Source organism: Phenylobacterium sp. (assembly GCF_037138395.1).
Taxonomy (GTDB): Bacteria; Pseudomonadota; Alphaproteobacteria; order Caulobacterales; family Caulobacteraceae; genus Phenylobacterium.
The window spans coordinates 1-26,616 of record NZ_JBAXIM010000016.1 but is presented as its reverse complement, the minus strand read 5'-3'; the positions used below and the strand labels follow the sequence as shown (position 1 = coordinate 26,616).

General features: G+C 67.8%; 29 protein-coding genes. 22 read left to right on the top strand and 7 right to left on the bottom strand.

The genetic code is table 11. From position 1 onward, the window contains the following. Window positions 1–928: XdhC family protein (locus WCJ52_RS02350; RefSeq protein ID WP_336901687.1), on the bottom strand; the 928-nt coding region annotated here is incomplete at its 3' end. 100 nt (window positions 929–1,028) lie between these two features. Between WCJ52_RS02350 and WCJ52_RS02345 the strand changes: the two genes are divergently transcribed. Then, a complete protein-coding gene (locus WCJ52_RS02345) occupies window positions 1,029–1,901 on the top strand; it encodes an aldo/keto reductase (RefSeq protein ID WP_336901686.1) in 873 nt (290 codons plus the stop codon). Between the two features lie 28 nt (window positions 1,902–1,929). Here the strand turns inward: WCJ52_RS02345 and ald are convergent, their stop codons facing one another. Further along, on the bottom strand, window positions 1,930–3,042 hold the full coding sequence (gene ald / locus WCJ52_RS02340) for an alanine dehydrogenase (protein WP_336901685.1): 1,113 nt from the start codon (window positions 3,040–3,042) through the stop codon (window positions 1,930–1,932). A 28-nt stretch (window positions 3,043–3,070) separates the two neighbouring features. Then, complete coding sequence (gene mtgA, locus WCJ52_RS02335; RefSeq protein WP_336901684.1) at window positions 3,071–3,793, bottom strand: monofunctional biosynthetic peptidoglycan transglycosylase; 723 nt, start codon at window positions 3,791–3,793, stop codon at window positions 3,071–3,073. Window positions 3,794–3,906: 113 nt separating this feature from the next. Here mtgA and WCJ52_RS02330 point away from each other — a divergent pair, with 113 nt between their 5' ends. The 3 genes from WCJ52_RS02330 (at window position 3,907) to WCJ52_RS02320 (ending at window position 6,107) form a co-directional block, all read left to right on the top strand. Continuing rightward, window positions 3,907–4,566, top strand: coding sequence for a nitroreductase (locus WCJ52_RS02330; RefSeq protein ID WP_336901683.1), 660 nt, complete (start codon window positions 3,907–3,909; stop codon window positions 4,564–4,566). Window positions 4,567–4,611: 45 nt separating this feature from the next. Further along, entirely contained in the window at window positions 4,612–4,962 is a 351-nt protein-coding gene (locus WCJ52_RS02325) for a hypothetical protein (RefSeq protein WP_336901682.1), read from the top strand. Window positions 4,963–5,069: 107 nt separating this feature from the next. Then, the gene (locus WCJ52_RS02320; protein ID WP_336901681.1) at window positions 5,070–6,107 is read left to right on the top strand and encodes an HAD family hydrolase; all 1,038 of its coding nucleotides are present in this window, start codon (window positions 5,070–5,072) and stop codon (window positions 6,105–6,107) included. A 335-nt stretch (window positions 6,108–6,442) separates the two neighbouring features. On the opposite strand, the gene WCJ52_RS02315 is transcribed toward WCJ52_RS02320, so the two are convergent. Next, complete coding sequence (locus WCJ52_RS02315; protein WP_336901680.1) at window positions 6,443–7,408, bottom strand: WD40 repeat domain-containing protein; 966 nt, start codon at window positions 7,406–7,408, stop codon at window positions 6,443–6,445. Window positions 7,409–7,544: 136 nt separating this feature from the next. On the opposite strand from WCJ52_RS02315, the gene WCJ52_RS02310 reads away from it, so the two are divergent. Continuing rightward, window positions 7,545–7,973, top strand: a complete 429-nt coding sequence (locus tag WCJ52_RS02310) for a biopolymer transporter ExbD (protein WP_336901679.1) — start codon at window positions 7,545–7,547, stop codon at window positions 7,971–7,973. 78 nt (window positions 7,974–8,051) lie between these two features. On the opposite strand, the gene WCJ52_RS02305 is transcribed toward WCJ52_RS02310, so the two are convergent. Next, window positions 8,052–9,134 carry a GTP-binding protein gene (locus tag WCJ52_RS02305; protein ID WP_336901678.1) on the bottom strand — a complete coding sequence of 361 codons (1,083 nt, stop codon included), beginning with the start codon at window positions 9,132–9,134 and terminating at the stop codon, window positions 8,052–8,054. A gap of 118 nt (window positions 9,135–9,252) precedes the next feature. On the opposite strand from WCJ52_RS02305, the gene WCJ52_RS02300 reads away from it, so the two are divergent. The 7 genes from WCJ52_RS02300 (at window position 9,253) to proB (ending at window position 15,356) form a co-directional block, all read left to right on the top strand. Beyond that, window positions 9,253–10,131, top strand: a complete 879-nt coding sequence (locus tag WCJ52_RS02300; protein ID WP_336901677.1) for a cation diffusion facilitator family transporter — start codon at window positions 9,253–9,255, stop codon at window positions 10,129–10,131. A gap of 122 nt (window positions 10,132–10,253) precedes the next feature. Continuing rightward, entirely contained in the window at window positions 10,254–11,537 is a 1,284-nt protein-coding gene (locus tag WCJ52_RS02295) for a serine hydrolase (protein ID WP_336901676.1), read from the top strand. Between the two features lie 108 nt (window positions 11,538–11,645). Continuing rightward, the gene (gene rplU, locus WCJ52_RS02290) at window positions 11,646–12,224 is read left to right on the top strand and encodes a 50S ribosomal protein L21 (protein ID WP_336901675.1); all 579 of its coding nucleotides are present in this window, start codon (window positions 11,646–11,648) and stop codon (window positions 12,222–12,224) included. A 30-nt stretch (window positions 12,225–12,254) separates the two neighbouring features. After that, window positions 12,255–12,515 (top strand): 50S ribosomal protein L27, encoded by a 261-nt coding sequence (rpmA, locus tag WCJ52_RS02285; RefSeq protein ID WP_336901674.1) that lies wholly within the window; start codon window positions 12,255–12,257, stop codon window positions 12,513–12,515. A gap of 123 nt (window positions 12,516–12,638) precedes the next feature. Then, on the top strand, window positions 12,639–13,172 hold the full coding sequence (locus WCJ52_RS02280; protein WP_336901673.1) for a GNAT family N-acetyltransferase: 534 nt from the start codon (window positions 12,639–12,641) through the stop codon (window positions 13,170–13,172). Between the two features lie 31 nt (window positions 13,173–13,203). Next, the gene (gene obgE / locus WCJ52_RS02275; RefSeq protein ID WP_336901672.1) at window positions 13,204–14,244 is read left to right on the top strand and encodes a GTPase ObgE; all 1,041 of its coding nucleotides are present in this window, start codon (window positions 13,204–13,206) and stop codon (window positions 14,242–14,244) included. Next, the gene (gene proB / locus WCJ52_RS02270) at window positions 14,232–15,356 is read left to right on the top strand and encodes a glutamate 5-kinase (protein WP_336901688.1); all 1,125 of its coding nucleotides are present in this window, start codon (window positions 14,232–14,234) and stop codon (window positions 15,354–15,356) included. The genes obgE and proB overlap by 13 nt, the downstream gene beginning before the upstream one ends. Before the next feature lie 17 nt (window positions 15,357–15,373). Here the strand turns inward: proB and WCJ52_RS02265 are convergent, their stop codons facing one another. Continuing rightward, a complete protein-coding gene (locus WCJ52_RS02265; RefSeq protein WP_336901671.1) occupies window positions 15,374–16,588 on the bottom strand; it encodes a CaiB/BaiF CoA-transferase family protein in 1,215 nt (404 codons plus the stop codon). A 220-nt stretch (window positions 16,589–16,808) separates the two neighbouring features. Between WCJ52_RS02265 and WCJ52_RS02260 the strand changes: the two genes are divergently transcribed. Genes WCJ52_RS02260 through WCJ52_RS02250 form a run of 3 tightly spaced genes read left to right on the top strand, consistent with a single transcriptional unit; the run spans window position 16,809 to window position 18,769 of the window. After that, window positions 16,809–17,489, top strand: a complete 681-nt coding sequence (locus tag WCJ52_RS02260) for a fumarylacetoacetate hydrolase family protein (RefSeq protein WP_336901670.1) — start codon at window positions 16,809–16,811, stop codon at window positions 17,487–17,489. A gap of 5 nt (window positions 17,490–17,494) precedes the next feature. Further along, on the top strand, window positions 17,495–18,139 hold the full coding sequence (maiA, locus tag WCJ52_RS02255; RefSeq protein WP_336901669.1) for a maleylacetoacetate isomerase: 645 nt from the start codon (window positions 17,495–17,497) through the stop codon (window positions 18,137–18,139). Beyond that, window positions 18,140–18,769, top strand: a complete 630-nt coding sequence (locus WCJ52_RS02250; RefSeq protein WP_336901668.1) for a carbonic anhydrase — start codon at window positions 18,140–18,142, stop codon at window positions 18,767–18,769. Here the strand turns inward: WCJ52_RS02250 and WCJ52_RS02245 are convergent. After that, entirely contained in the window at window positions 18,756–19,703 is a 948-nt protein-coding gene (locus WCJ52_RS02245; protein ID WP_336901667.1) for a 2-oxoglutarate and iron-dependent oxygenase domain-containing protein, read from the bottom strand. The genes WCJ52_RS02250 and WCJ52_RS02245 overlap by 14 nt on opposite strands. Before the next feature lie 100 nt (window positions 19,704–19,803). Here WCJ52_RS02245 and WCJ52_RS02240 point away from each other — a divergent pair, with 100 nt between their 5' ends. The 7 genes from WCJ52_RS02240 to WCJ52_RS02210 all read left to right on the top strand — a co-directional run. Beyond that, window positions 19,804–20,523, top strand: a complete 720-nt coding sequence (locus WCJ52_RS02240; RefSeq protein WP_336901666.1) for a CoA transferase subunit A — start codon at window positions 19,804–19,806, stop codon at window positions 20,521–20,523. Beyond that, window positions 20,523–21,167, top strand: coding sequence for a CoA transferase subunit B (locus WCJ52_RS02235; RefSeq protein ID WP_336901665.1), 645 nt, complete (start codon window positions 20,523–20,525; stop codon window positions 21,165–21,167). Before WCJ52_RS02240 ends, WCJ52_RS02235 begins: the two co-directional genes overlap by 1 nt. A 25-nt stretch (window positions 21,168–21,192) precedes the next feature. Then, window positions 21,193–21,768 carry a peptide-methionine (S)-S-oxide reductase MsrA gene (gene msrA, locus WCJ52_RS02230; protein ID WP_336901664.1) on the top strand — a complete coding sequence of 192 codons (576 nt, stop codon included), beginning with the start codon at window positions 21,193–21,195 and terminating at the stop codon, window positions 21,766–21,768. Between the two features lie 181 nt (window positions 21,769–21,949). Next, window positions 21,950–24,433: a TonB-dependent receptor gene (locus WCJ52_RS02225; protein ID WP_336901663.1), complete on the top strand. Its 2,484-nt coding sequence runs from the start codon at window positions 21,950–21,952 to the stop codon at window positions 24,431–24,433. Window positions 24,434–24,556: 123 nt separating this feature from the next. Beyond that, window positions 24,557–25,555, top strand: coding sequence for an agmatine deiminase family protein (locus WCJ52_RS02220; RefSeq protein WP_336901662.1), 999 nt, complete (start codon window positions 24,557–24,559; stop codon window positions 25,553–25,555). Next, on the top strand, window positions 25,555–26,433 hold the full coding sequence (gene aguB / locus WCJ52_RS02215; RefSeq protein WP_336901661.1) for an N-carbamoylputrescine amidase: 879 nt from the start codon (window positions 25,555–25,557) through the stop codon (window positions 26,431–26,433). Before WCJ52_RS02220 ends, aguB begins: the two co-directional genes overlap by 1 nt. Continuing rightward, window positions 26,430–26,616 (top strand): GNAT family N-acetyltransferase (locus WCJ52_RS02210; RefSeq protein ID WP_336901660.1); only part of this gene is annotated, 187 nt, incomplete at its 3' end. The genes aguB and WCJ52_RS02210, both read left to right, overlap by 4 nt.

Sequence of the window (26,616 nt, the reverse complement as noted above, 5' to 3'; positions counted from 1 at the left end):
TCACGGAGACGGCGACGGCCCAGGGCGACTTACCGCCAATGTCGAGGCCGATGGGTGCGTGCACCCGGCCCAGTATGTCCTCGCTGACCCCGGCCGCACGGAGCGGCTCCAGTCTCTCCCCGAGCCGCCGCTTGGCGCCCAGGAGGCCCACATAGCCGGCCCCGGACGGCAGGGCGGCGGCCAAGGCCTCGCGGTCCAGTTCGAGGTTATGCGAGGCGATGGCGATGGCGGTCCAGGCGTCGGTCCCGATGGCCGCCAGGGCCTCGGCGGGTGCCTCGCGGCTATAGGCCAGGCCGGGCGCTGGAGGGGCCGACTCCGGACCCTTTCCCCGCACCAGAGTCGTCTCGAATCCAGATTGGGCGCCCAGCCAGGCGATGGCCAGGGCCGTGGGGTCTGATCCGAAGACGACCAGTCTTTGGGCGGGGTCGCAATGCCTGCGGAAGGCGCCCGGCCAGTCTTCGACGGCCTCCGGAGCCCCGCAGGCCCGGCGGGTGCCGTCGGTCAGCCAGTCGACCGGGCGTCGGGCCCGCCAGGCGTCGAGCAGGCTCCCCAGGGCGGGGTCGTCCGAAGGGATGCGTTCGAGCAGGATCTCGATCCTCGCCCCACAGAGGAGCCGGATGTCCGGCCAGGGGCTGCCCTCTCCATAGACCAGGCGCCGAGGCGCGCCGTCCTCGAGGCAGGCATAGGCATGGTCGGCGATATCCGATTCCACGCAGCCGCCCGAGAAATAGCCAGCGACGAGGTCTGGGCCTTCATCCCCCGACGGCGAAAAGACCATCTGGGTCCCGACCGGGCGGGGGCCGCCGCCCTCCACGGCCACCAGGGTGGCCAGCACGGCTGGCTGGCCCCGGCTGCGGACCTGGTCGAGGACCGGGCGAACATCATCGACGAATCCGAAGACCGGCCAGTCGGGAAGGGGAGTTCTCATGGGTGGAATTTAACCCCCTGTAAGCATTTCAGAAACCGCTTCTTTAGGCATTGGCGTCAAGATGGGTCCATCAGTCACTCAGGGCGTACCTGAAGAAATCATGTCTTCACCTGTTTCCAAGCTTGGCCTCGGTTCGGGGCAGTTCGCGCTCGACCGGGCTCCGGTCCGCGGCCGTCCGCCTCGCGCTGAGGTCCAGGATATACTTGAAGTCGCGGCCCGCTCGGGAATCCGCCTCTTCGACGTCACCGGCCGCTCGGCCCAGGCCGAGCGCGAGATCGGCGAGGTCCTGCCGCGCCCGGATCGCTTCAATGTCTGCATTTCCACCATCCGTCCGGACCGGGGTCCGGACATGATCGAGGCCGAAGCCCGCGCAAGCCTCGACCGGCTTGGCGTCTCCCAGGCCGAGTGCATCATCGTGCCCTCGGTCGCTGAGCTACTCGGGCCTCACGGCGCCGCCCTCTGGGACCGCCTGAAGGCCCTTCGCGACTCGGGCCTGACCCGCAAGATCGGGGTCTCCGTCTTTGCATCAGATGATCCGCTGGGCGTCGCCCGCAGGTTCCGACCCGACATTGTCCAGGCGCCCGCCAGCCTTCTGGACCAGAGGCTCATCAATGACGGCACCCTGGCCGCCATTGCCGGCCTCGGCATGGAGGTCCACCTCAGGTCCATCTTCCTGAACGGCCTGATCCTGCTGCCGCCCGACCGGGCGCCCAGCCACCTTCGGGAGGCCGCCGCCCGGATTTCCCGCGCCCGCCGCATGATCGCCGAGGGTCGGTCCGATCCCCTTCAGGCGTCCCTGGGCTTTGCCCTTTCGAGACCCGAGGCCACCGCCGTCCTGGTCGGTGTGGCCTCCGCCGCCGAACTCAATGCCGTGGTCGCCGCCGCCGCCAGTCCGCCGCCGGACCTGGACTGGGACGACATGGCCATCGACGATCCTGACGCCCTCGATCCCGGCTCCTGGGCTGCCGCCTAGAGTCGCTCCGGACGGAAGACTGGGGGGCTCAGGCCCAGACGCCGAAGGGATCGGCCGGTTCCTGTTCCAGCGCCTTCGCGACTGCCGGATGGGTGAGATGGCCCTTGTGGACGTTCAGCCCGCGCGCCAGGTGCGGATCGCTTGCGAGGGCCTCGAGGCCATGATCCGCGAGCTTCAGGACAAACGGTAGGGTGGCGTTCCCCAGGGCCTCGGAGGCTGTCCGCGGGACCGCTCCCGGCATGTTGGCCACGCAGTAGTGGACCACTCCGTCGACGATATAGGTCGGCTCATGGTGGGTGGTTGGCCGGCTGGTCTCGAAGCAGCCGCCCTGGTCGATGGCGACATCGACGATCACCGAACCGGGCGTCATGCGCGCCAGATGCTCCCGCCGCACCAGCCGGGGCGCCGCGGCCCCGGGTGCGAGCACCGCCCCGATCACCACGTCCGCTGCGAGGATCTCGGCCTCCACGACATCGAGGCTGGAATACCGGGTGCGGATTCGCCCGGCGAAGAGGTCGTCAAGCACCCGGAGCCGGGGAATCGACCGCTCCACCACAGTGACCTGGGCCCCCAGGCCCACAGCCATCCGGGCGGCGTTGGTGCCGACCATGCCGCCGCCCAGTATGGTCACCCGGGCCGGGGGTGAGCCCGCCACGCCTGGAAACAGGAGGCCCATACCGCCATTATGCTTCTGCAGATGCTGGGCGGCGGCCAGGACCGACAGGCGCCCTGCGATCTCGGACATCGGCGCCAGCAAGGGCAGGCCGCCCTGGGCGTCGGTGACGGTCTCGTAGGCGATGGCGGTGCAGCCTGAATCCTGCAGGCCCGCCGCCTGCGCCGGATCGGGCGCCAGGTGCAGATAGGTGAAGAGGATATGGTCCGGAGTCAGGCGTGCCCATTCGACCGCCTGCGGCTCCTTGACCTTGATGATCAGCTGCGCACCCCGGAAGACGTCCTCGGCGTCCGCCGCCATCCGGGCCCCCGCCGCCGCATAGGCCGCGTCCGGAAAGCCCGACCCTTCCCCGGCGCCCGCCTGCACCACCACCACGTGGCCATGGGCGATCAGTTCACGGACGGCACCAGGGCTCAGCCCCACGCGGTGCTCGTCCGGCTTGATTTCACGGGGAACCCCGATCCGCATGGCGCTGTCTCCTCTTGTCCGCCCGGCGTCAGCGCGGGCGAGGGTTAAGTATGCAGTCCGCGAGCCCGTCCCTTCGAACGGTCCCTGCCGCTGCACCGATCCTTCCGGACCGGCGCTGTACATATGGGCCCGGCTTCGCTGCGCGCCACTTCAGGGGGCTGGGAAGTATCGCCGCGAGGCGGGCGGCCTGGGCCGGGGAGAGACGGTCAGCTCCGACGCCGAAGTTACGAAGGGCAGCGGCTTGGGCACCATAGACGCCAGGACCCCACTCGATGGTGTTGAGATAGACCTCGAGGATCCTGCGCTTGCCCCAGCCAGACTCGATCAGCACGGTGAACCCGGCCTCCAGTCCCTTGCGAAGGTAGGATCTCTGCGGCCAGAGGAAGACGTTCTTGGCGGTCTGCTGGCTGATAGTCGACCCGCCACGGACCCGGTCCGACCGTTCGTTGTGCGCCCAGGCCGCCTGCATGGCCTCGAATTCGAAGCCGCGGTGGCTGCAGAACCCGGCGTCCTCGGCGGCAATGACGGAGCGGACGAGGGCCGGCGAGATTTGATCGATAGGCCGCCAGTCGCGCGCGAATCCCTTTCCCTCGAGGGACCTCTGGACCATCAGGATCGTCACTGGCGGTGGAACGAAACGGTAGACGGCGACAAGGGCGATGGGCAGGCCCACGAACAGCCAGAGGGCCACCACCAGGATCCGTGTCCACCATCGCCCTCGGGGGCGGCCGGTTCTGTCGCCTCGCGTCATACGCTAAGGATAGGCCATGCCCGCGGCGAGGCAAACGCGCTGACAAGGCGGCGGCACCGGTGCTAGTCATTCGAGCGCCATCGCCGGAGGCGACCGGCACCAAGGAGGTCGACATGAAGGTCAGCGAAGCGGTCGAACATCGGGTCTCGATTCGGGCCTTCCGTCCGGAGTGCCCCTCCGCAGATGTGGTGCGGGGGATACTCGAGGCGGCAGCCCGGGCGCCCTCGGGCGGCAACCTGCAGCCCTGGAAGGTCTATGCCCTGACCGGCGCGCCCCTCGAGGACCTCAAGGCCCGGGCGGCGGCCAACCCGATGGGTGAGACCCCCGAGTACGAGGTCTATCCGCCGAATCTCTGGGACCCCTTCCGTACCCGTCGATTCCAGAACGGCGAGGACCTGTACGCCACCATCGGCATCCCGCGTGAGGACAAGCCGGCTCGTCTGCGCCAGCTGGCGCGCAACACAGAGCTCTTCGGCGCCCCCGTGGGCCTGTTCTTCTGCCTCGACCGCAAGCTCGGACCTCCGCAGTGGTCGGACCTGGGCATGTACATGCAGACGGTCATGCTGCTGGCGGTAGAGCAGGGGCTGGACACCTGCGCCCAGGAATACTGGGCCCGCTATCCGCAGACGGTGGCCGAGGTCCTCGGCCTTGCCGACGACCACATGCTGTTCGCAGGCATGGCGCTCGGCTGGCGGGACGAGGCTGCCCCCATCAACACCCTGCGCTCGGCCCGGGATCCCTTCGAGACCTGGGGAGAGCTGCGGGGTTTCTGAGGCCAGAGCCTGTTCCCTTAAGACGGAACGTCCGAAATCAGAATCTTGATCCACGCCGCAAATGTCGTCGTCAATCGAGCCGCCGCCGATACGGGCCTTGCGCTCCCGACGGCCGGTGGCGATTTTGCCGTTGGCGTGATCGCATTCGAAGGACAATGGCTGGGAGCCGAGTTCGAGAGCGATCTCATCCGGATGTGCACGCGTGAAGGCATGGCGGTCGCCAAGGCCAAGGGAAAGCTGAAGGGCAAGCAGCCGAAGCTGTCGCCGATGCAGAACCGGGAATTGCGCCGCATGTACGACACAGGCAATTGTCCTTTCAGTGATCTTTCATGTGTGTTAACCGCGTGCCGGCCGACGGTCTCTCGGACTTTGGCAAGGCAGCTGCCTGCAGGCTGAGAGCGCCGGGGTCTCGCCCCTTGCAAGCCTCGGTCCGGAAATGAGCACTATTTCACACGCTATCGCCCCGGCCCCTTGACCGGGGCGACATTCGAAGGGGGAAGGTGATGATGGGCTGGACGCGACTGCTTGCCGCGCTGACTTTGATGCTTTTTGCTATGCCGGTGGCGGCGCGCGGCGCCGATCCGCTGCCGTCATGGCATGACACCGGGCCGAAGCAGGCGATTATGGCCTATGTCGGCAAGGTCACCGCGAAAGGTCCTGGCTATGTTGCCCCGGCCGAACGCATCGCGGTGTTCGACAACGACGGAGCGCTCTGGCCCGAAAACCCGGTGCCATTCCAGGCGGCCTATGCCTTTGACGAAATCAGGCGTCGCGCGCCAGCCGAGCCGGCACTCGCCGCCGACCCGATGGTCCAGGCGCTGCTCGCCGGCGACATGACGACGCTGCTCGCCGGAAAGCATCATGACGGCTTGATGCACATCATGGCGCTGACCCATGCCGGGATGACCACCGATGAATTCAACGCCGCCGTCAGCGCCTGGATGAACACCGCCCGCCATCCAAAGTTCGGCAGACCCTATGACCAGCTAACCTACCAACCGATGCAGGAATTGCTACGCTATCTGCGAGCCAACGGCTTCAAGACGTTCATCGTATCCGGGGGCGGGGCCGATTTTATGCGGGTCTGGAGCGAGCGTGTCTATGGCATCCCGCCCGAACAGGTTGTCGGATCGAGCACCCGATCACGCTTTGAAACGCGCGACGGCAGGCCGGTGCTTGTCAAGACGATGGACGCCGTGTTCGTCGACGACAAGGACGGCAAGCCCGTGGGCATCCAGCAGTTCATCGGCCGCCGTCCGATCGCGGCGTTCGGCAACAGCGACGGCGACAAGGCTATGCTGGAATATGTCACGATCGGCAATCCGCACCCCAGCTTTGGCATGATCGTCCGCCACACCGATGCGGCGCGCGAATATCAATATGACGTCAATCCCAAAAGCAGTGGCACGTTGGTGGACGCATTAAAGGAAGCGCCGGCGCGTGGCTGGACAGTAGTCGACATGGCGGCCGATTGGCGGACTGTGTTTGCTGACACAGCGCCCGGAAAGAAAGCTGATGTCCGGGTGACCGAACGGCAATGACGGCTGCACCCGCAGTTTCCACAGCGGCGGCGGATGCACAGTTCCTTGCCAGCGTCGCGGCGCTGCTCGGAACACCCACCTGACCTGACCAAGCCCCATCTGACTCTGCACCTGAGGTTTGACATTGAAGCGCCCGGCACCCTTGCGAAAGCCCAGAATGCCGCCGGTCCGGTAGACCGTTATTGCCATCGCGTGCCCTGCGCTGCTTTCGACCAGCGCAGGCCATGCCTCGCCATTATCGTTCAGCGGCGATTGGACCCAATTCCCTGCCGCATCGGTTGCGGGCAGCGGCGATTTTCGATCCGAAAACCGGATCCCACTTATCGGAACAGGATCTAGAGGTCGAAGACGCCTGCGCCGCCAGCTTCGTCGCCCCAGGCAAGCCGCCGGGCCTTCCGGCTGAAGGCGAGGGCCGAAATGGACTCGCCCTTATCGGCCTTGTGCATGTCGATCCGCTGGCCAGTGAGGTCGCAGGTCCAGACCCGGCCGTCCTCCAGGCCCGCCGCGACCAGGCGGGAGTTTGGATCTGCCGCCACCCGGGCGACCAGGGCGCTCTCGTCATAGCCGATCTCGGCGGCTTCCTTGCCAAGGGGGCCAGCCGAACCGGAGAAGGGCCAGACAACCGCGCCATTGGCGCCGGACGTGACCAGCATCTGGCCCTTGGAGAGGAAGGCGAGGCTCTTCACCTTCGCCGGGTATCCACCCATCTTCAGATTCTTGTCGTCGGCGACGCGCCAGCCGTGCAGGGCGTTTTCCTGCATGGCGCTCATCAGGAACTTGCTGTCCGGGCTCCAGGCCAGGGCGATGTGACTGCCGGCCCACTTGAGGAGCTCCGGCTTTTGCTCGGCGATGCGGGCATACCAAAGCCAGGCTCCCCCGTAGGTGGCCGCCGCCAGCCGCCGGCCGCGCGGATCAAAGGCCAGGTCGGTGACGGACCGCTCGTGGGCGAAGAGGCGTCGGAAGTCCGGGGCGGCGACGTCCCGGACCTGGACCTCGCGGCCCGCGGCCCAGGCGATCAGCCCCGACGGCTCACTGGCCGCCAGGGCGTCGATCCAGCGCCCCGGGGACCTTTCCAGCACCTGGCAACCGGAGGACTGGGTCCAGACCAGGGCGCCATCGTCACCCCCTGTCAGGAGCCCTTGTCCCGAGGGGTGGACCGCGGCGCAAAGGACCGCGCCACCATGAGCCGTATGGACCTGTCCGTCCTCGCTGCGCACGGTTCCGTCGCCGAGGGCGAACCAGGCTCTGTCGTCGGAATCGAACAGGGCGGCGGTCACAAAAGCATCAAAGGCATGGGTCATTTCGCCTCCATACCCCCGGTGGGCGAGACTGGGGAAGGGGTACGTCCGGTTGGGGCTTTACAATCCCTGTCTGATTGGCGATGGATTTTTCCACGCAGTTGGACGCCGCGGGCGTCCTGAAGGGAAGGATTGTCTCATGGGTGCGAAGCTTGGCGGCGGTGGTAGCGGACGCTTCGATCTCGGCCAGAACAGCGAGATCAACGTTACGCCCTTCGTCGATGTGATGCTGGTGCTCCTCATCATCTTCATGGTGTCGATCCCTGCCGCCACGGTGTCCATCAAGCTTGACCTGCCGCCGGCCGTACCGCCGCCGCCCGGGACCAAGACCGAGGAGCCGACGGTCATCAATATCCAGAACGGCGGAATCTTCATCGGCGAAGCCGCCACGACGGTCGACACCCTCCCGGCGGACCTGGCCCGCAAGCTGAACAAGCCCGACCCGACGCAGGAGCGCGTCTACATCCGCGCCAACCGCGACGTTCGCTACGGCGACTTCATGCGGGTGATGAACACCCTGCAGGGCAATGGCTACTTCCAGGTCGCGCTGATCAACGAAGAGCTCTGATCGCTCTCCCCAAGAGGGGAACAGGGGCCCGCCCGGGAGACCGGGCGGGCCCTTCTGCTTGAGGGGTGGTGCCGCGGACTAGGCGGCGCAGGCCTCGAAGCCGGCCTTCAGGGCCTCCGGGTCCAGGTTGCGGCCGATGAAGACCAGCCGTGACGTCCGGGTCTCATCTTCGCGCCAGGGTCGCTGCAGGTCGCCTTCGAGGATCATGTGGACGGCCTGGAAGACCAGTCTGCGGTCTTCGCCCGCGACGCTCACAATGCCCTTGGCCCTGAGGATGTCCGGGCCCTGGGCCTGCAGGACATCATTGATCCAGGCGCTCACCCGGGGCCCATTCATCGGCCGCTCGTAGATCAGGGAGACGCTGGAGATCCCGGCCTCCGCCGCATGGTCGTGGGCATGGCCGTGATGAGGATCGTGGTCGTGCCCGTGCCCGTGCCCGTGCCCGTGATGAGGATCGTGGTCGTGCCCGTGATCGTCGCAGCTTTCGTCGTGGACGTGCCCGGGCTCGCCATGGGCGGGGTTCAGGAACTCGGGCTGGAGCTCGGTGATCCGCTCCAGGTCGAACCCGCCGCGGCCGAGGATCATGTCCAGGGGCACGTTCGAACGCTGGGCGCGGTGGATGGGGGCGAGGGGGTTCAGCCTGCGGATCCGCGCCTCAATGTCCCGCAGTTGGGCCTCGCTCACCAGGTCGGTCTTGTTCAGGATGATCTGGTCGGCAAAGGCGATCTGTTCGACGGCCTCCCGGGAGTCCGCGAGGCGCAGGGGCAGGTGGAGGGCATCGACCACCGTCGTCACGCTGTCCAGTTCGGTACGGGCCCGGACATCGTCGTCGACGAAGAAGGTCTGGGCGACGGGCCCCGGGTCGGCGAGGCCGGTGGTCTCTATGATGATGGCGTCAAAGCCGCCCTTGCGCTTCATGAGGCCGGACAGCACCCGGATGAGGTCGCCGCGCACCGTGCAGCAGACGCATCCGTTGTTCATCTCGAAGACTTCCTCGTCGGCGCCGACGATGAGGTCGTTGTCGATTCCCACTTCGCCGAACTCGTTGACGATGACCGCATAGCGCCGGCCATGGTCCTCCGAGAGGATGCGGTTCAGGAGCGTGGTCTTGCCGGCGCCGAGATAGCCGGTGAGAACGGTAACGGGGGTCTTCTGGGTCATGGTCCTTCCTCTAATCCCTCGGGCCGTCCGGGGGAACAGGCCGCGCAACTTGGCCAAGCCGCCTTCCTCATGTTACAAAGTTACACATAGGCCTCCCGGATGCGGGAGCGCGCCCGTCTTGCGAACCTTTCGACAGAGCCCCGTCATTCCCACTCTTCAGCCCGACCTCGCGCGAAATGAACGTCGGACCTGGCTGGCGGCCTTGCTTGTCGCCGGTGCCTCCGGCCTCCAGGTGGCGGCAGGCTTCGCCTTTGGATCTGTCGCCCTGATCGCCAACGGGGCGCACTCCGGGGCCCACCTCGCCACCCTCGCCGTCGCGGGCGGCGCCTACAGGATCGCCCGCTGGAATTCAGACAATCCCCGTCTGGCCCATGGGCCGGGGCGGATCGGGGACCTCGCGGCCTTCGCCAATGCGGTGCTCCTGGCCCTGGCAGCCTTTGGCCTGGCCGTTGAGAGCCTCGCCCGGCTAGTCCGGCCGGAGCCGACGGCCTATCCAGCGGCCCTCTACGCAGCGGCGGGTGGGCTGGCGCTGAACCTGCTCTGCATGGCCCTGCTGAGACCGCCTGCCGCCGACCGCAACCCCGACGCGGACTACAATCTCTCGGCCGCGCGCCTTCATGTGTCCGCCGATGCGGCGGTATCCGCCCTGACCCTCGCAGGCCTCGCAGCCGCCTGGCGCTTCGGCTGGTCCTGGGCGGATCCCCTGGCGGCCCTCTGCGGCGCGGCCCTGATCGCCCACTTCGCCACCTCCATCCTGAAGCGTGCCGGCGCGGCCCTGCTGGACATTCGCCAGACCCCGGCCCTGGAGGCCGAAATCCTCGCTCGCCTGGAGGCGGGGGGACTCCAGCCTCTCGAGGTCCGGGCCTGGCGACTGGGACCAGGCCGGAACGCGGTCTCGGTCAAGCTCGGAACGCCTGATCCAGAGGCGGGGGACCAAGTTCGTCGCGCCTTGATTGACCTGCCAGGGGTCAGCCGCATCTCCCTCGACCTCTCCTGACCCCGGACGGCTTGACGCTGGGCCCCGGATCAGTCCTCAACACCCCAATGCCCGCGTCCCGAGCTGCCTTCCCGCTGCCTCCGCCGCCGCCTGCGCCCGGTCTACGGGTCCGCAGCCTCGGGGTGCTCTGGGGGATCGCGGACGGCCTGTGGGCGGCACCCGGTCTCGTCGCCCGGACCCTGGCCGACCTGCCGTCAGCGGCGCGCCGCGTTCCGGAGGCCCTGCTCGACCTGGGGGTCTCCGCGCTCCTGCTTGGCTTCCGCAGGCCTGCCGCCACCCTTTGTCTCATCCTTCTGGTTACGGGAGGGTCGATTGCCGCCGCTGCCGCCGCGCCCATTTTCCGGGACCTTGAGGGAACGGCCTCCCGTGGCCCCCGGCCGCAATCCGCTCCGAAGCCGGCCCCGAACCGCGACCTCGCCAGGAGACCCGCGCCACCTGCGCCCCCAGAGGTCGCAATCCAGCTCGCCGCACTGGATCCCGGCTTTCCCCGGGCGGTGGGGATCGCGGTCATGGATGTCCAAACCGGCTGGATCGCCTCGGTACAGGGGGACCGTTCCTTTCCCCAGCAGAGCGTCTCCAAGCTCTGGGTCGCGCTGACCGTCATGGAGGCGGTGGATGCCGGCAGGCTATCCCTCGACCAGCCGGTCACCCTGACGGACGCAGATCGCAGCGTCTTCAACCAGCCCATCACCCATCTGATCGAGAACGGCGTCTACCAGACCTCCGTTGGCGATCTGGTCCACCGCGCCCTGATCCAGTCGGACAATGCAGCCAATGACAAGCTGATGGCCCTCGCCGGAGGTCCCGCCGCCGTGCAGGCCTTCCTGGCCTCTCGGGGGATGTCCGGCATCCGGCTGGCCGAGGACGAGCGACGACTGCAGTCAAGGATCGCGGGTCTGGTCTGGAGCCCTGAACTTTCCACCTACGGCGCCTTTGAGGCTGCCCGCGCGCGATTGGACCCGGAGGCCCGGGCCGCTTCCCTCGCAGTCTATGTCGAAAATCCCTATGACGGTGCCACGCCTGCTGGCGTGGTGCGCGCCCTGGCTGCGCTCCAGCGGGGCGAACTCCTGTCGGCGGCGTCCACCCGGTTCGTCCTCGACACCCTTGCCCGGACGACCACGGGCCCGACGCGGCTTCGCGGCGGCCTGGCGCCGGGCTGGCATGCCGCCCACAAGACGGGAACCGGCCAGGACTTTCGGGGCGAGACCTTCGGATTGAACGATGTGGGCCTGGTGACGGCGCCGGACGGGCGGACCTACGCTGTGGCGGTCTTCGCGCCCCAGGTCCCCAAAGGCTCGCCTTACCGCCTCCAGGTCTTCCAGAAGGTGTCGTCAGCCATCGTCGAGCACTGGCGCGGCGGACAAGCCCCGGCCTTGGACTCCGCCTCCGCCTCCAGGGCTGACTGACCGGCCTGCGCGTTGACTCCGCGGGGTGCGTCTGTATAAGAGCGCGCTTCCGTCCGCGGGCTTCCCTGCGGGCGATTGTTTCATTTCTAATTCTTCGGGACGCCAATTATGTACGCGGTGATCAGGACCGGCGGCAAACAGTACCGGGTCGAACCCGGTGATGTGCTGGTGGTCGAAAAGCTGGGTGGCGAGCCCGGGGCCGACGTGGCCTTCTCGGACGTCCTCATGCTTGGCGACGGCACGGCCGTCACCATCGGCGCGCCGGTGGTCGAGGGCGCTGCGGTCAATGCGACCCTGATCGAGACTCGCAAGGGTGAGAAGGTCCGGATCTTCAAGAAGACCCGCCGAAAGGGTTATCGCCGGACCCGCGGCCATCGCCAGCCCGAGACGGTCCTGCGCGTGACGTCCATCACGGGTGCCGGCCAGACGACAGCCTGGGACGGCGTGGTCGACCTGACTCCCAAGGCCCTGCTGGACGCCAAGGCCCGCAACCTGAAGGGCGTTGTCGCCCTGCTGGAAGCTGCGGCTCCCGCCGCCGCCCTGGCCGAGGCTCCGGTGAAGGCCAAGGCTCCGGCTAAGGCCAAGGCCGTCCCGGTGGAGACCGCGGAAGCGGCGCCTGCCGACAAGCCTGCCGCCAAGAAGGCCGCGCCGAAGAAGGCCGCTGCCAAGACGACCGACGCCGAATAAGCGTCGAAACCCAAGTTTCAGGAGGCCCCCATGGCTCACAAAAAATCCGGTGGTTCCTCGCGCAACGGGCGCGACTCGGCGGGCCGCCGCCTCGGCGTGAAGAAGTTCGGTGGTGAAGCGGTCCTGGCCGGCAATATCATCATCCGCCAGCGTGGTACCAAGTTCTACCCGGGCAATAATGTCGGCATGGGCAAGGATCACACCCTCTTCGCGACCGCCCATGGCGCCGTGAAGTTTGTCACCAAGCGTGACGACCGAACCTACGTCTGCGTGGAAAACGCAGTCGGCTGACGCGGACCTTCCCACGGTCCGCCTGCCTGGCGGACCGGAACACTTCCCGAAGCGGGGAGCCCGGACGCCGGGCTCCCCGTTTTCGTATCAGGCCCCCGGCAGAGGGGCCGGGAGGTTCCCGAAATGCGCCCCGTCCAGTTCGACCCCATCCTCGAGACACCCCGTCTGCGCCTGCGCGCACCCCGCCTTTCGGATGCCGCGCGGATCGCCGTCCTGTGCGCCGACTTCGAGGTGGTCCGCAGTACCCGCAGCCTCCCTCACCCTTACGCCCTCGCGGACGCCGAGGCCTTCCTGGCCTCCGGCGACGGTCTCGACCCCGCCCGAGAGGCGAGGTTTGTGCTGGATCATCCCGCCGAGGGCCTCGTCGGCATGCTGTCCTTCTTCGGCGAGCCCGCCCCCGGAACCGAGATCGGCTACTGGCTGGGTCGTCCCTACTGGGGCGCTGGACTGATGACCGAGGCCGTGAAGGTGGCCCTGGCCTGGGCCGCCCGGGACTGGGGCCGCACCCATGTCCGCGCCTGGCGGCTGGACGAAAACCCGGCCTCGGATGCCGTCCTGGTCAAGGCGGGCTTCCTTTACACCGGCGAGCGTCGGCAGACCTTGGTGACCTCCCGCGGCGAGGCCCTGCCTTCCCGTGGGATGATCTGGCTGGCCTGATTTTGCCGGCGGGACATGTTAGGGCGATGCCATGAAGTTTCTCGACCAGTGCAAGATCTACATCCGCTCCGGCAATGGGGGCGGCGGTGCCGTGTCCTTCCGGCGGGAGAAGTACATTGAGTACGGCGGTCCGGACGGCGGCGACGGCGGCCGGGGCGGGGATGTCTGGATCGAGGCAGTGGAGGGGCTGAACACCCTGATCGACTTCCGCTATAGCCAGCATTTCAAGGCTGGTACCGGCATCCACGGCATGGGGCGCAACCGCCATGGCGCAGCAGGCGAGGACGTAGTCCTCAGGGTTCCCGTCGGCACGGAAGTGCTGGATGAGGAACGGGAGGCCCTGATCGTCGATCTCGACCACCCCGGCCAGCGCGTCCTCCTGGCCAAGGGCGGCAATGGCGGCTGGGGCAATGACCGCTTCAAGGGCCCGATCAACCAGGCCCCCTACCACGCCAACCCCGGCCAGGACGGGGAAGAGCATGTGATCTGGCTGAGGCTGAAGCTGATCGCCGATGTCGGCCTCGCCGGCCTGCCCAACGCCGGCAAGTCCACCTTCCTGGCGGCGGCCAGCGCCGCGCGGCCCAAGATCGCCGACTACCCCTTCACCACCCTTGCGCCCAATCTCGGCATCGTCGACCTGTCGTCCGAAGAGCGCTTCGTCTTGGCCGACATCCCCGGCCTGATCGATGGCGCCTCCGAGGGCGCCGGCCTGGGTACGCGTTTTCTGGGTCACGTGGAGCGCACTGCGGTCCTCGTCCACCTGGTGGACTGCACCCAGACCGACGTCGTCGAGGCCTGGCGCACGGTCCGTCGGGAGCTGGAGGCCTATGGCTCCGGCCTGGGTGACAAGTCCGAGATCCTCGCCCTGTCCAAGGTCGACGCCCTCGACGCCGATACCCTGCAGATGCAGAAGGACGCGCTGGAGGACGCCTCCGGCCGTCCTGTGAGCCTCGTCTCCGGGGTTTCCGGTCAGGGTGTCCGGGACCTCCTGCGCGAGTCCTGGCGTCAGGTCCTGGCGCGCCGCGCCGAGGCGAAGGCGGCCGGGGAGACTGCGGAAGACTGGCGGCCGTGAGCGGGCTCGCCTCCGCACGCCGGGTGGTCGTGAAAATCGGCTCGGCCCTGGTCGTCGGGTCGGATGGCGCCCCGGATTCCGCCTGGCTCTCCGACTTTGCAGGGGACCTGGCCCGTCTCCGCAGCCGGGGCCAGCAGGTCCTGGTGGTGTCCTCAGGGGCGGTGGCCCTGGGCCGTCGGCGTCTTGGGCTTGGGCGCAAGACCCTGACCCTCCCCGAGAAGCAGGCCTCTGCGGCCGCCGGCCAGTCGGCCCTCATGCGGGCCTGGGAGGCGGCGCTGGAGCCCCACGACCTGCCGGTCGCCCAGGTGCTGCTGACCCGGGACGACACCGAGATCCGCCGCCGCTGGCTGAACGCCCGGGCCACCCTGGAGACCCTCCTCGACCTGGGCGTGGTTCCCGTTGTCAACGAGAACGACACGGTGGTCACCGAGGAGATCCGGTACGGAGACAATGACCGCCTCGCCGCCCGCGCCGCCCAGCTGATCGGCGCCGACCTCCTGGTCCTGCTTTCAGATGTCGACGGCCTCTACACGGCGGACCCCCGGCTGGACCCGGCGGCCGCGCACCTTCCCCTGGTCACGGACCTGGATGCCGGGATCGAGGCCATGGCCGGTGGCGCCAATGCTGCGGCGGGGGTCGGCACCGGCGGGATGGCCACCAAGATCCTGGCCGCTCGCATCGCCCGGCAGGCGGGCTGCGCCACCCTCATCACCCTCGGCCGGAGGGCCTCCCCCCTCGCCGCCGTGGAGGCCGGTGGCCGGGCCACCCTGATCACCGCCGCCCTCACGCCCCATGCTGCGCGAAAGTCCTGGATCGGCGGTTCCCTTGCACCCTCGGGGGTGGTCCGGATCGATGCCGGCGCCGCCCGCGCCCTGCGGCGGGGCAAGAGCCTGCTGGCGGCGGGCGTGACCGCCGTCGAGGGCCGCTTTGACAAGGGTGACGCCGTCGTGGTGCGCGACGAGGCCGACCGCGAGGTCGCCCGGGGCCTGAGCCGCTATGACTCGGTGGATGCGGTCCGTATTTGCGGCCTCACCTCCGCGGCCATCGAAGCGGAGCTGGGATATTCCGAGGGCCCCGTGATCCACGCCGATGACCTGGCGGTCTCGGAGTGATCGCTGTCTCGGAGTGATCAGGGAAGGGCGGTAACCTTCCGCGCCACAAGGTCGGCCAGGCGGCCGGCGTCGACGCCCAGGCCCTCCAGCACCTCCCGGGTATGCGCGCCCAGGGCCGCACCGGGCCAGCGCACGCTCCCCGGGGTTTCCGAAAGCCTGGGAAAGGCGTTCTGCATCTTCACCTTGCCGAAGACCGGGTGGTCCACCTCGACGATGGACTGGCGGGCAACGAACTGGGGGTCTTCGAGCATGTCCGGGGCCCGGAAGATCCGCCCGCAGGGCACGCCGTTGGTCTCCAGCAGGGCCAGGAGCTCAGGAAGCGGCCAGTTCCGCGTCCAGGCGGAAACGATGCCGTCCAGCTCGGTCTGGTTCTCACCCCGGGCGGCATGGGTGGCGTAGCGCGGGTCAGAGGCCAGGTCCTCGCGGCCCATGGTGGCGGTCAGGCGGGCGAAGACGGCATCGCCGTTTCCGCCGATCAGCAGGCTCTCTCCGTTGGCGCAGGGATAGACATTGGAAGGCGCGATCCCTGGCAGGACGGACCCCGAGCGTTCGCGGACATAGCCGGTCAGGTCGTACTCGGTGACCAGGTTCTCCATGACCGAGAGCACGCTCTCGTAGAGGGCGGCGTCGATCATCTGGCCCCGACCCGTCCGTTCCCGGTGGTGCAGGGCCATCATGACGCCGATGACGGCGTGCAGGGCGGTCAGGCTGTCGCCGATGGAGATGCCGGCCCGGGCCGGCGGGCGGTCGGGCTCGCCGGTGACATAGCGCAGGCCGCCCATGGCCTCGCCGATGAGTCCATAGCCGGCCCGCTCCGAGTAGGGGCCGGTCTGGCCGAAGCCCGAGACCCTGGCCATGACCAGGCGGGGGTTTCGGGCGGCGAGGGCCTCGTAGCCCATGCCCCACTTTTCCAGGGCGCCGGGCCGGAAGTTCTCGATGAGGACGTCCGCCTGGTCGATGAGGGCGAGGGCCAGCTCCCGGCCTTCAGCCTGGCGCAGGTCGAGGGCCACTGAGCGCTTGTTACGCCCGATCACAGGCCACCAGGGCGACAGGCCCTTGGGCAGGGACCGGCCCCACTGGCGCATGGGATCACCCTTGCCCGGGTCTTCGACCTTGATCACGTCTGCGCCGAAGTCGCCAAGGACCTGCCCGCAGAAGGGTCCGGCGATGAGGGTTCCCATCTCGACGACCCTGAGGTCGGACAGGGGGCCTTTCACGGCGGTATCAGGCATGTCGCTCTCCGGTTACGGCCGGCCGACCTAGATCCTGTTCCGATAAGTGGGAACCGGTTATCGGATCGAAACAGGATCTAACTTTATGGTCTTGGAGCCTGTTTTGTCCCTTCAGACGTTCCGTCTGAAGGGAACAGGCTCTAGGCCGCAGGCCGCTGCCCCTGTCAATCGCCAGCCCCCGGGGTTTTCCTTCCTGTCCGACGGGGGTATGCCGCCTTCCATGACCCGCTTCGTCCATGCGCCGCCGCCGCCGGTCCTGGTCCCCGTCGAGGGATCGGACGCCCTCTTTCCGGTTCGCCGGGTGCTTTGCGTGGGCCGGAATTACGCCGCCCACCGCCGGGAGATGGGTGGCGACGACCGGGACCCGCCCTTCTTCTTTGCCAAGCCCTCGGACGCCATCATCCCTCCCGGCGGTGCGGTTCCCTTCCCGTCAGCGACCGCCAACCTGCATCACGAGATCGAACTCGTCGTCGCCCTGAAGTCCGGCGGCGAGGACATCCCGGTCGACCGGGCCCTTGAGTCCGTCTTCGGTTATGCGGTCGGCGTGGACCTGACCCGCCGGGACTTGCAGGCCCTGGCCAAGGACAAGGGCCAGCCCTGGGAGGCCGCCAAGGGCTTTGACGCCTCGGGGCCGGTCTCCGCCATCCGGCCCTGGACGGGCGCTCCGCCCCAGGGGGCCATCCGCGTGTCGGTCAACGGCGACATGCGCCAGGACGCCGTCGTGGCGGACATGATCTGGAACGTGGCCGAGATCATTTCCGAAGCCTCCCGCCTCTGGGCCCTGAAGGCCGGAGACCTGATTTTCACCGGGACGCCGGAAGGCGTGGGGCCCCTGCAGAAGGGCGACCGGGTTGAGGGCGAGGTCGAGGGCGTCGGCGTCCTGGCCTTCCGACTGGACTGACCGTCATGCCCCTGACCCTCTACAGCTTCTGGGCGGCGACCGCCCCCTACCGCGTCCGCATCGGCCTTGCCCTGAAGGGGCTGGACTTCGACGTCGTCCCTGTGGACCTGGGCGCCGGCGACCAACACGGCGAGGCCTACCGGGGCCGCAACCCTCAGGGCCTGGCACCCGCCCTCGAGACGGAGGCCGGCGACCTCCTGACCCAGAGCCTGGCCATCCTGGAATGGCTGGAGGAGACCCATCCCGAGCCGCCCCTCCTGCCGGCGGACGCCCTGGGCCGGGCACGGGTACGCGCCATGGCCGCCATCGTTGCCTGCGATATCCATCCCCTGAACAATCTGCGCGTCCACAAGGCCCTGCAGGGACTGGGGGTTTCCCGCGAGGACGTCACAGCCTGGTCCGCCCGCTGGGTGAGTGACGGCTTTGACGCCCTGGAGGCCCTGGTCAGCCGGCACGGAGAGGGATTCGCCTTTGGAGCGACCCCGACCCTCGCGGACTGCGTCCTGGTCCCGCAGGTCTACGCCGCCGCGCGGTACGACCTCGACATGTCCCGCTGGCCCGCCCTGAAGGCGGTCGCCGGGCGCGCCGCCGAACATCCGGCCTTCGAGGCCGCCCATCCGCGAAACCAGCCGGGAGCGCCGAGACCCTGAATGCTTGAGGACCTCAAGGCCAACAATCGTCGCTGGGCGGCGGCCAAGCTGTCCGTGGACCCCGGCTTCTTCCAGCGGCTGGCCGGCCAGCAGAGCCCGGAGTACCTTTGGATCGGCTGCGCCGATAGCCGGGTGCCGGCCAATGAGATCGTAGGTCTCGATCCCGGCGAGCTCTTCGTGCACCGGAATGTGGCCAACCTCGCGCCGCCCCAGGACGCCAACTACCTTTCCGTCCTGCAGTTCGCAGTGGATGTCCTGAAGGTCCGGCACATCATGGTGGTGGGGCACTACGGCTGCGGCGGCGTGGCGGCGGCGGTGGACGGCAAGCGCCGGGGTCTTGTCGATCACTGGCTTCACCCGATCCGTGAGATCTATGCGGAGAACCGGACCGAACTGGAGGGCCTGGGGGACGGCCCGCGACTGGACCGGCTCTGCGAGCTGAACGTCATCCGCCAGGTGCGCAACGTCGCCTCGGACGTCTTCGTGCAGGACGCCTGGGCGCGGGGGCAGGCGGTCAACGTCCACGGTTGGATCTATGCCATCCACGATGGTCTGCTGACCGACCTCGCCGTCACCGTATCCGACCCTGCCGGGCTTGAGGCCCTGCAGCCTGGCGTCAGGCCAGCTTGATCTCCCGCAGCCTCTGCTGGAGGAAGGCGTCGGCGGTGATGGGTTCAGGGAAGGCGTCCGGCCGCTCCGCCGTGATGCATTCGGGCAGGGTGCGGACCTCGAAGTCCGGCCGGAAGTGCAGGAAGAAGGGCGTCGAATAGCGCGCCACGCCCCGCCGCTCCGGCGCCGGGTTGACGACCCGGTGGATGGTCGAGGGCAGGACCCGGTTGCTCAGCCTCTCCAGCATGTCGCCGATGTTGCAGACGAGGGATCCCGCCGGCGGATTGACCGGCAGCCAGCGGCCGTCGTGATCCAGGACCTCCAGCCCGGCCTCCTCGGCGCCGAGCAGCAGGGTGATGACGTTGATGTCCCCATGGGCGCCGGCCCGGATATTGGGCCCGTCCGGCGGGACCGGCGGATAGTGAAGGAGGCGCAGGATTGAGTTGCCGTCCTGGACCGGGTCATCGAACCAGTGCCGGGGCAGGCCCAGATAGACGGCCAGGGCCTGCAGCACCCTCAGGCCGAAATCCTCCAGGGCGTTGAACAGCCAGGAGATCTCTTCGCGGAAGGCGGGGACCTCGGCCGGCCAGACATTCGGCGGCATGACCGGGGCGTAGGCGTGGTGCGCCGGCAGGTCCCGGCCCATGTGCCAGAACTCCTTGAGGTCGAAGTGCTGGGAGTCCCTGGCGGTCTCCACGCCGAAGGGGGTGTAGCCCCGCTGGCCCCCCGCGCCGGAAACGTACTGGCGCTTGACGTCCTCGGGCAGGGCGAAGAAGGCCCGCCCGGCGGCCAGGGCCTGGTCGATCCGGGGTAGGTCCAGGTCGTGATGGGCGATCACGCAGAATCCGTAGCGGACGAAGCTGTCGCCCAGCCGACGGGAAAAGCCCTCGAAGTCGGCGGCCCAGTCGTTGAAGTCCACGGGCGGCAGGCCGGAAGGGGAGGGGGTCTGGCTCATGTCCGCCTCCTACACCGGGGCGAGGCCCCGCGACAATCCGGAGGCGCAGCAGGGCGTCCGGGACATTTTCAAGTGCTGCAATGCAATGTAAAAGGAAGTCATGGCGAACAAGATCCAATCCGATGCGGCCACCGCCCTCGCGGGCCTGCTGTTTGACGGCATGACCGTGATGGCCGGGGGCTTTGGCCTCTGCGGCATTCCCGAGAACCTCATCCTGGCCATCCGCGACTCCGGGGTAAAGGACCTGACCGTGGTCTCGAACAACTGCGGCGTTGACGGCTTCGGCCTCGGCCTGCTGCTCGAGAACGGCCAGATCCGCAAGATGATCAGCTCCTATGTGGGTGAGAACGAGCTCTTTGAGCGGCTCTACATCGAGGGCCAGCTGGAGGTCGAGTTCACGCCCCAGGGCACCCTGGCCGAGCGCATCCGGGCTGGCGGCGCCGGCATCCCGGCCTTCTTCACCCGCACGGGGGTGGGCACGGTGGTCGCCGAGGGCAAGGAGACCCGCGAGTTCGACGGCGAAACCTACCTCATGGAGCGGGCGCTGAAGGCGGACCTGTCCATCGTCAAGGCCTGGAAGGGCGACGCTGCGGGCAACCTGATCTACCGGAAGACAGCGCGGAACTTCAATCCAATGATGGCGACGGCGGGGCGCGTCTGCGTGGCCGAGGTCGAGGCCCTGGTCGAGACCGGAAGCCTGGACAAGGACCTGATCCACACGCCCGGCGTCTACGTTCACCGCATACTGAAGGGCCCCGCCTACGAGAAGCGCATTGAGCGCCTGACCACCCGTCCCCGCAGCGAAAAGGCGAGCGCCTGATGCCCTGGACCCGCGACGACATGACCGCCCGGGCGGCGCTCGAGCTGAAGGACGGCTTCTACGTCAACCTCGGCATCGGCATCCCCACCCTGGTGGCCAACCACATCCCCCCGGGCGTTGAAGTGACCCTGCAGTCCGAGAACGGCATGCTCGGCATGGGCCCCTATCCCTTCGAGGGCGAAGAGGACCCCGACCTGGTCAATGCTGGCAAGATGACCATCAGCGAGCTGGACGCCTCGTCCTATTTCAACAGCGCCGAGTCCTTCGCCATGATCCGCGGCGGGCACATCGACCTGTCTGTGCTGGGCGCCATGCAGGTGGCGGCCAATGGCGACCTGGCCAACTGGATGGTTCCCGGCAAGATGGTCAAGGGCATGGGCGGCGCCATGGACCTGGTGGCCGGGGTCAAGCGGGTCATCGTGGTCATGGAGCACAGCGAGAAGTCCGGCAGGTCCAAGCTGGTGCGCGAATGCACCCTGCCCCTGACCGGCAAGGGCGTGGTCGACCTGTTGATTACCGACCTCGGCGTCTTCGACATCGCCCGCGGCCGCTCGGTCGTGCGGCTTGTGGAGCTTGCGCCAGGTGTTACGCTTGACCACGTCCGGGCGCACACCGAGGCGGACTTCGTCACCGATCTCGCCTGATCCCTCCGGAGTCTGGAGACGCCCCATGCGATCGATCCTGGTCCTGTTCCTCTTCCTCGCCCTCGGGGGTGCCGCCCCGGCGCCGACCCCTGGTCTGAAGACCTCGGTCTTCGCGGGCGGCTGCTTCTGGTCGGCCGAGCACGACATGGAAGGCGTCCGGGGGGTGGTGGACGTGGTGGTGGGCTATTCTGGCGGCGCACGCGGCAACCCCAACTACGAGGACCATGAGGGGCACCTGGAGGCGATCCGGGTGACCTGGGACCCGGCCCGGACAACCTATGCCGACCTGGTCGCTGCCTTCTTCCGGAACATCGATCCCACGGATCCCAACGGGCAGATCTGTGACATCGGGCCCAGCTACAGGACTGCCGTTTTCGTGTCCGACGACGCCGAGCGCCGGATCGCCGAGCAGGTGAAGGCGGACGTCACCCGCAAGCTGCAGCGCCCGGTCGCCACCCGGGTCCTGGCCCGCTCGACCTTCTGGATGGGCGAGGGCTACCATCAGGACTATGCGGCCAAGAACCCCGGCCACTACAATCGCTATCGGGTCGGCTGCGGTCGCGATGCCCGGATCCGTGCTGTCTGGGCAGGGCGGGGCTGAAGGGCGCCCGTAGCGCAGGCGCGCCGGGGTTCAAGCGTGGCGTTTTTGCAGCAGTCCGCCGCGTGAATCTGACTGTCAAAAAACCGTCACCCCAAATGTGACATTCCGGGGTTATAAGGCCGCCAATGCGCTTGTGCCCGGCCGGGCGAAGTCTTTCGTGACATCGATGAAGGGGTTTCAGATGAGCAAGTCTTTCCGCAGGGGTCTGTGCGCTACCAGCGCCTTGGTGACCTCTCTCCTGATCGCCGGCGCGGCGATGGCGCAGTCCACGGGCTCGACCGCCCTTGAGGAAGTCGTCGTCACAGGTGCCAAGAACCGTTCCATCGAGGGCCTGATCGAGCAGACGGCTCCCAAGTCCAAGGTCGCCATCGGCCAGGACTTCATCTCCAAGCAGATGCCCGGCCAGTCGATCGCCGACACCCTGAACATCGTCCCGGGCTACAACTTCAACAACACGGACGGCTACGGCAACTCGGGCGGCAACATACGCCTGCGCAGTTTCGACGGTCCCCGGATCTCCCTGCAGTGGGACGGCACCCAGCTGAACGACAGCGGCAACTACGCCATCTACACCAACCAGCAGCTCGACTCCGAGCTGATCGAGCGGGCGGAAGTGAACCTCGGCACCACCGACGTGGACAGCCCGACGGCCTCCGCCACCGGCGGCTCAATCAACTACATCACCCGTCGTCCCCAGTCGGACATCGGCGGCCAGGTGACCGGCCAGATCGGAAGCTTCAACTTCGGCCGGCTCTTCGCCGTCCTCGACTCCGGCGAGATCGGCCCCTTCGGGACCAGCGCCTTCGTCGCGGGTTCCTATACTAAGTACGACAAGTTCAAGGGCCCCGGTGAGCTCCAGAAGACCCAGTACAACGCCCGGATCTTCCAGTCCCTCGGCGACAATGGCGACTTCGCCAGCATCGCCTTCCACTACAACGAGAACCGAAACGCCTTCTACCGCAACGCGACCCTGGCCCAATACCGCCAGTACGGCGACCGGTTCGAGAATGACTCGCGCTGCACGCGTCCGACGCCGGTGACGGGCACCGCCCAGAACGACTCCACCCAGTCCAACTTCGTGAACTTCCTGGGCGAGGTCGGCATCGGCAGCTGCACCAACTACTACAATATCCGGATCAACCCCTCGAACACAGGGAACATCCGGGGCCAGTTCAAGTACCACATCCTGGATAACCTGATCTTCACCTTCGACCCGTCCTTCCAGTACGTCCTGGCGAATGGCGGCGGATTCACGGTGCTGTCCGAGACCGACAACCGTCTGAAGGGCGCCGCGGGACCGACCGGCCCGGGCCGAGACCTCAATGGCGATAACGACACCCTGGACTCCGTCCAGATGTATACGCCCAACCTCACCAATACGCACCGCTACAGCATCAACACCTCGCTGATCTGGGCGATCAACGACACCAACCGGGTCCGCTTCGCCTATGCCCGCGACTATGCCCGGCACCGGCAGTCGGCCGAGTGGTCGGCCGTTGACCAGAACGGCAACCCCTCTGACGTGTTCGGAGGCAAGACTGACCACGCCCCGCGCATCGCCACCAACGACGGCAACTTCATGCGCGGCCGGGACCGGTACTCGATCGCCGAGCTGAACATGTTCGCGGCCGAGTACTCGGGCAAGTTCTTCGACAACGCGCTGGAGGTCCGCCTGGGCCTGCGGGCACCCTACTTCCAGCGGGAGCTCAACCAGTACTGCTATTCGCAGAACGGCACCAACAACGTGCTCTGCACCACTCAGCCGGTCGCAACGACCCTGGCCAACGGCAATGTCCAGTTCGCCGGCAACACCAACCAGTACATCAAGCCTTACTCGACCGAGAAGAAGTACGACAAGGTGCTGCCGAACGTGGGCCTGAGCTACAAGTTCTTCTCGAACCAGACCGTATACTTCTCTTACGCTGAAGGGCTTTCGGCGCCCCGGACGGACAACCTCTACACGGTCGTCCGCTCCAGCACCGGTGCCGTCACCAATCCCGGCGTGGAGCCCGAGACCACCACGACCTACGACCTGGGCTACCGCTACAGCAGCCCGACCCTGCTCGTGTCCGCCTCGGTCTACAGCCAGGACTTCCAGAACCGGATCGTCAGCTCCTACGACGCCGACCTCGGTGTCTTCATCGACCGGAACATCGGCAGTGTGAAGATCCAGGGCTTTGACGGCCAGGTCGTCTGGCAGCCCTTCGAGCCGCTGACCCTGATCGGTTCGGTTTCGTACAACGACTCCGAGGTCCAGTCGAACATCCCCCTTTCTGGCGGTAACTTCCTGCCGACCAAGGGCAAGACCCTGGTCGAGACCCCGGAATGGACTGAGGTCCTCCGGGTTGAGTGGGCCCTGAATGACGCCCTCAGCGTCAACGTCCAGTCCAAGTGGGTATCCGAGCGGTTCTCCACGGACGTCAACGACGAGAAGAGCCCGCCCTACAATGTCTGGGATGCGGGTCTGCGCTGGCAGCTGCCTGTCGCGGCCATCGAAGGCGCTTATCTCCAGGTTAATGTGCGTAATATCTTCGACACCAAATACCTGGGCAACATCAGTTCGCAGCAGAACGCCGTGACCGTGCCTGGCTCCACCGGCTTTGCCCCGACCTATTCGATCGGTGCGCCGCAGACCCTGCAAATGACGGTCGGCGCCCGCTTCTGATCCTGGGCTGCTGAACACGAGATCGGGGCGGTCCGGCGACGGGCCGCCCCTTTTTCATGCGCCGGCTTGACGCCGGGGCCCGCCTTGCCCATCTGCCCTCGTCCCTTGAGGGAGAACCGCGCCATGTCCCGTCCCGTCCCCGCTGAGTGGGCCCCGCACCGGGCCATGTGGTTGGGCTTTCCCAGCCACGAAGACCTTTGGGAGGACAATCTTGCGTCCGCCCAGGTCGAGGTCGAGGCCCTGGCCCGCGCCCTGGCCGGCCCGGGCGGCGAGCGCGTGCGCCTGATGACCGGGTCCGACGCCGGCGAGGCCGAGGCCCGCCGGCGGCTGGACGGCGTGGCCGGCGTCGAGATCGTCCCCGGCCGGTTCGGGGATGTCTGGCTGCGCGATACAGGGCCCATCTTCCTGGGTCCGGACGCCTGCGTCGGGTTCCGCTTCAATGGCTGGGGCGGCAAGTACGACCTGCCGCACGACGATGAGGTGGCCGCCCAGGTCGCCGGGGCCGCCGGTGCAACGCTCCTGCAGAGCGAAGCCGTGCTGGAGGGCGGCGCCCTGGACCACGACGGCGAGGGGACCGTGCTGACCACGCGCCAGTGCCTGCTCAACCCCAACCGCAACGCCGGCTGGACCGAGGCGGTGGCCGAGGGCGCCCTTGCCCGGGACCTGGGCGCCCGCAAGGTGCTCTGGCTCGGCGACGGGCTCCTGAACGATCACACGGACGGGCATGTCGACAACCTCGCGCGGTTCGCGGCGCCGGGGGTGGTCGTCTGTCCCATGGCCTTCGGGCGCGGGGATCCCAACGCCGAGGTCTACGATGCCGCAGCCGGAGCCCTGGCCGGGATGACAGACGCTGCCGGCCGTCGCCTTCGGGTCGTCCGGATCCCCTCGCCCGGCTGGATCGAGGCCGGGGGCGTGGGCGGGGTCCCCGCAAGCCACATGAACTTCATCATCGCCAACCAGGCCGTGATCCTGCCAGTGTATGGCGACGGCCTTGCAGCCACCCTTGCCGCCCAGGGCCTTGCGGAAGTCTTCCCGGGCCGTGAGGTGATCGCCCTGCCGTCCAACGCCCTCCTGACCGGGGGCGGGTCCTTCCACTGCATCTCCCAGCAGGAGCCGGCCTGATGCCCCGAATGCTTACCGTCGCCGCCCTGCAGAGCGCCTACGGCGCCGATCGGGACGCCAACATCGCCCGCACGGCCGACCTGATCCGTCAGGCCGCCGACCAGGGGGCTCAGGTCATCCTGCCCTCCGAGCTCTTCCAGGGCCCCTATTTCTGCGTCGCCCAGGAGGAGCGCTGGTTCGCCGAAGCCCACCCCTGGCGCGAGCACCCCTGCGTCACCGCCCTGGCCCCCCTGGCGGCCGAGCTGGGGGTGGTGCTGCCCATCTCGATCTTCGAGCGCGAAGGGCCGCACTATTTCAATAGCCTGGTCATGGTCGACGCTGATGGGTCCCTGCTCGGTCTCTATCGCAAGAGCCACATCCCCGATGGTCCCGGCTATATGGAGAAGTACTACTTCCGGCCCGGCGACACCGGCTTCCGGGTCTGGGACACTCGGTTCGGCCGCATCGGCGCCGGGATCTGCTGGGACCAGTGGTATCCGGAGTGCGCCCGGGCCATGGCCCTGATGGGGGCCGAGGTCCTGCTCTATCCCACGGCCATCGGCTCGGAGCCCCATGACGACAGCCTCGACACGGCCGCGCCCTGGCGCCGGGCCATGCAGGGCCACGCCGTCTCCAACGTGATTCCCGTCGTTGGCGCCAACCGCACCGGCTTCGAACCCTGGGACAGCTATTCCGGCGGGGGCCAGAGGTTTTACGGCTCCAGCTTCATCGCCAATCACCGCGGGGACCTCGTGGCGGACATGGCGCGGGATGAGGAGGGGGTGGCCGTGGCCACCTTCGACCTGGACTTCCTGGCCGGCCACCGGGCGGCCTGGGGCTTCTTCCGGGACCGGCGGACGGACCTCTACGGAGCCCTCACCGCGCCGCGGCCGGCGTGATCGTCACCGACCGACTGGTCCTGCGCCGATGGACCGACGCTGACCGCCCGGCCTTTGCGGCGATCAACGGCGACCCCCGGGTGCATGACTGGCTGGGCGGGCCTATTACGGCCGAGGCGAGCGACGCCCTGATCGACCGGATCCATGCCGGGATCGACGCGCAGGGCTTTGGCCTCTGGGCTG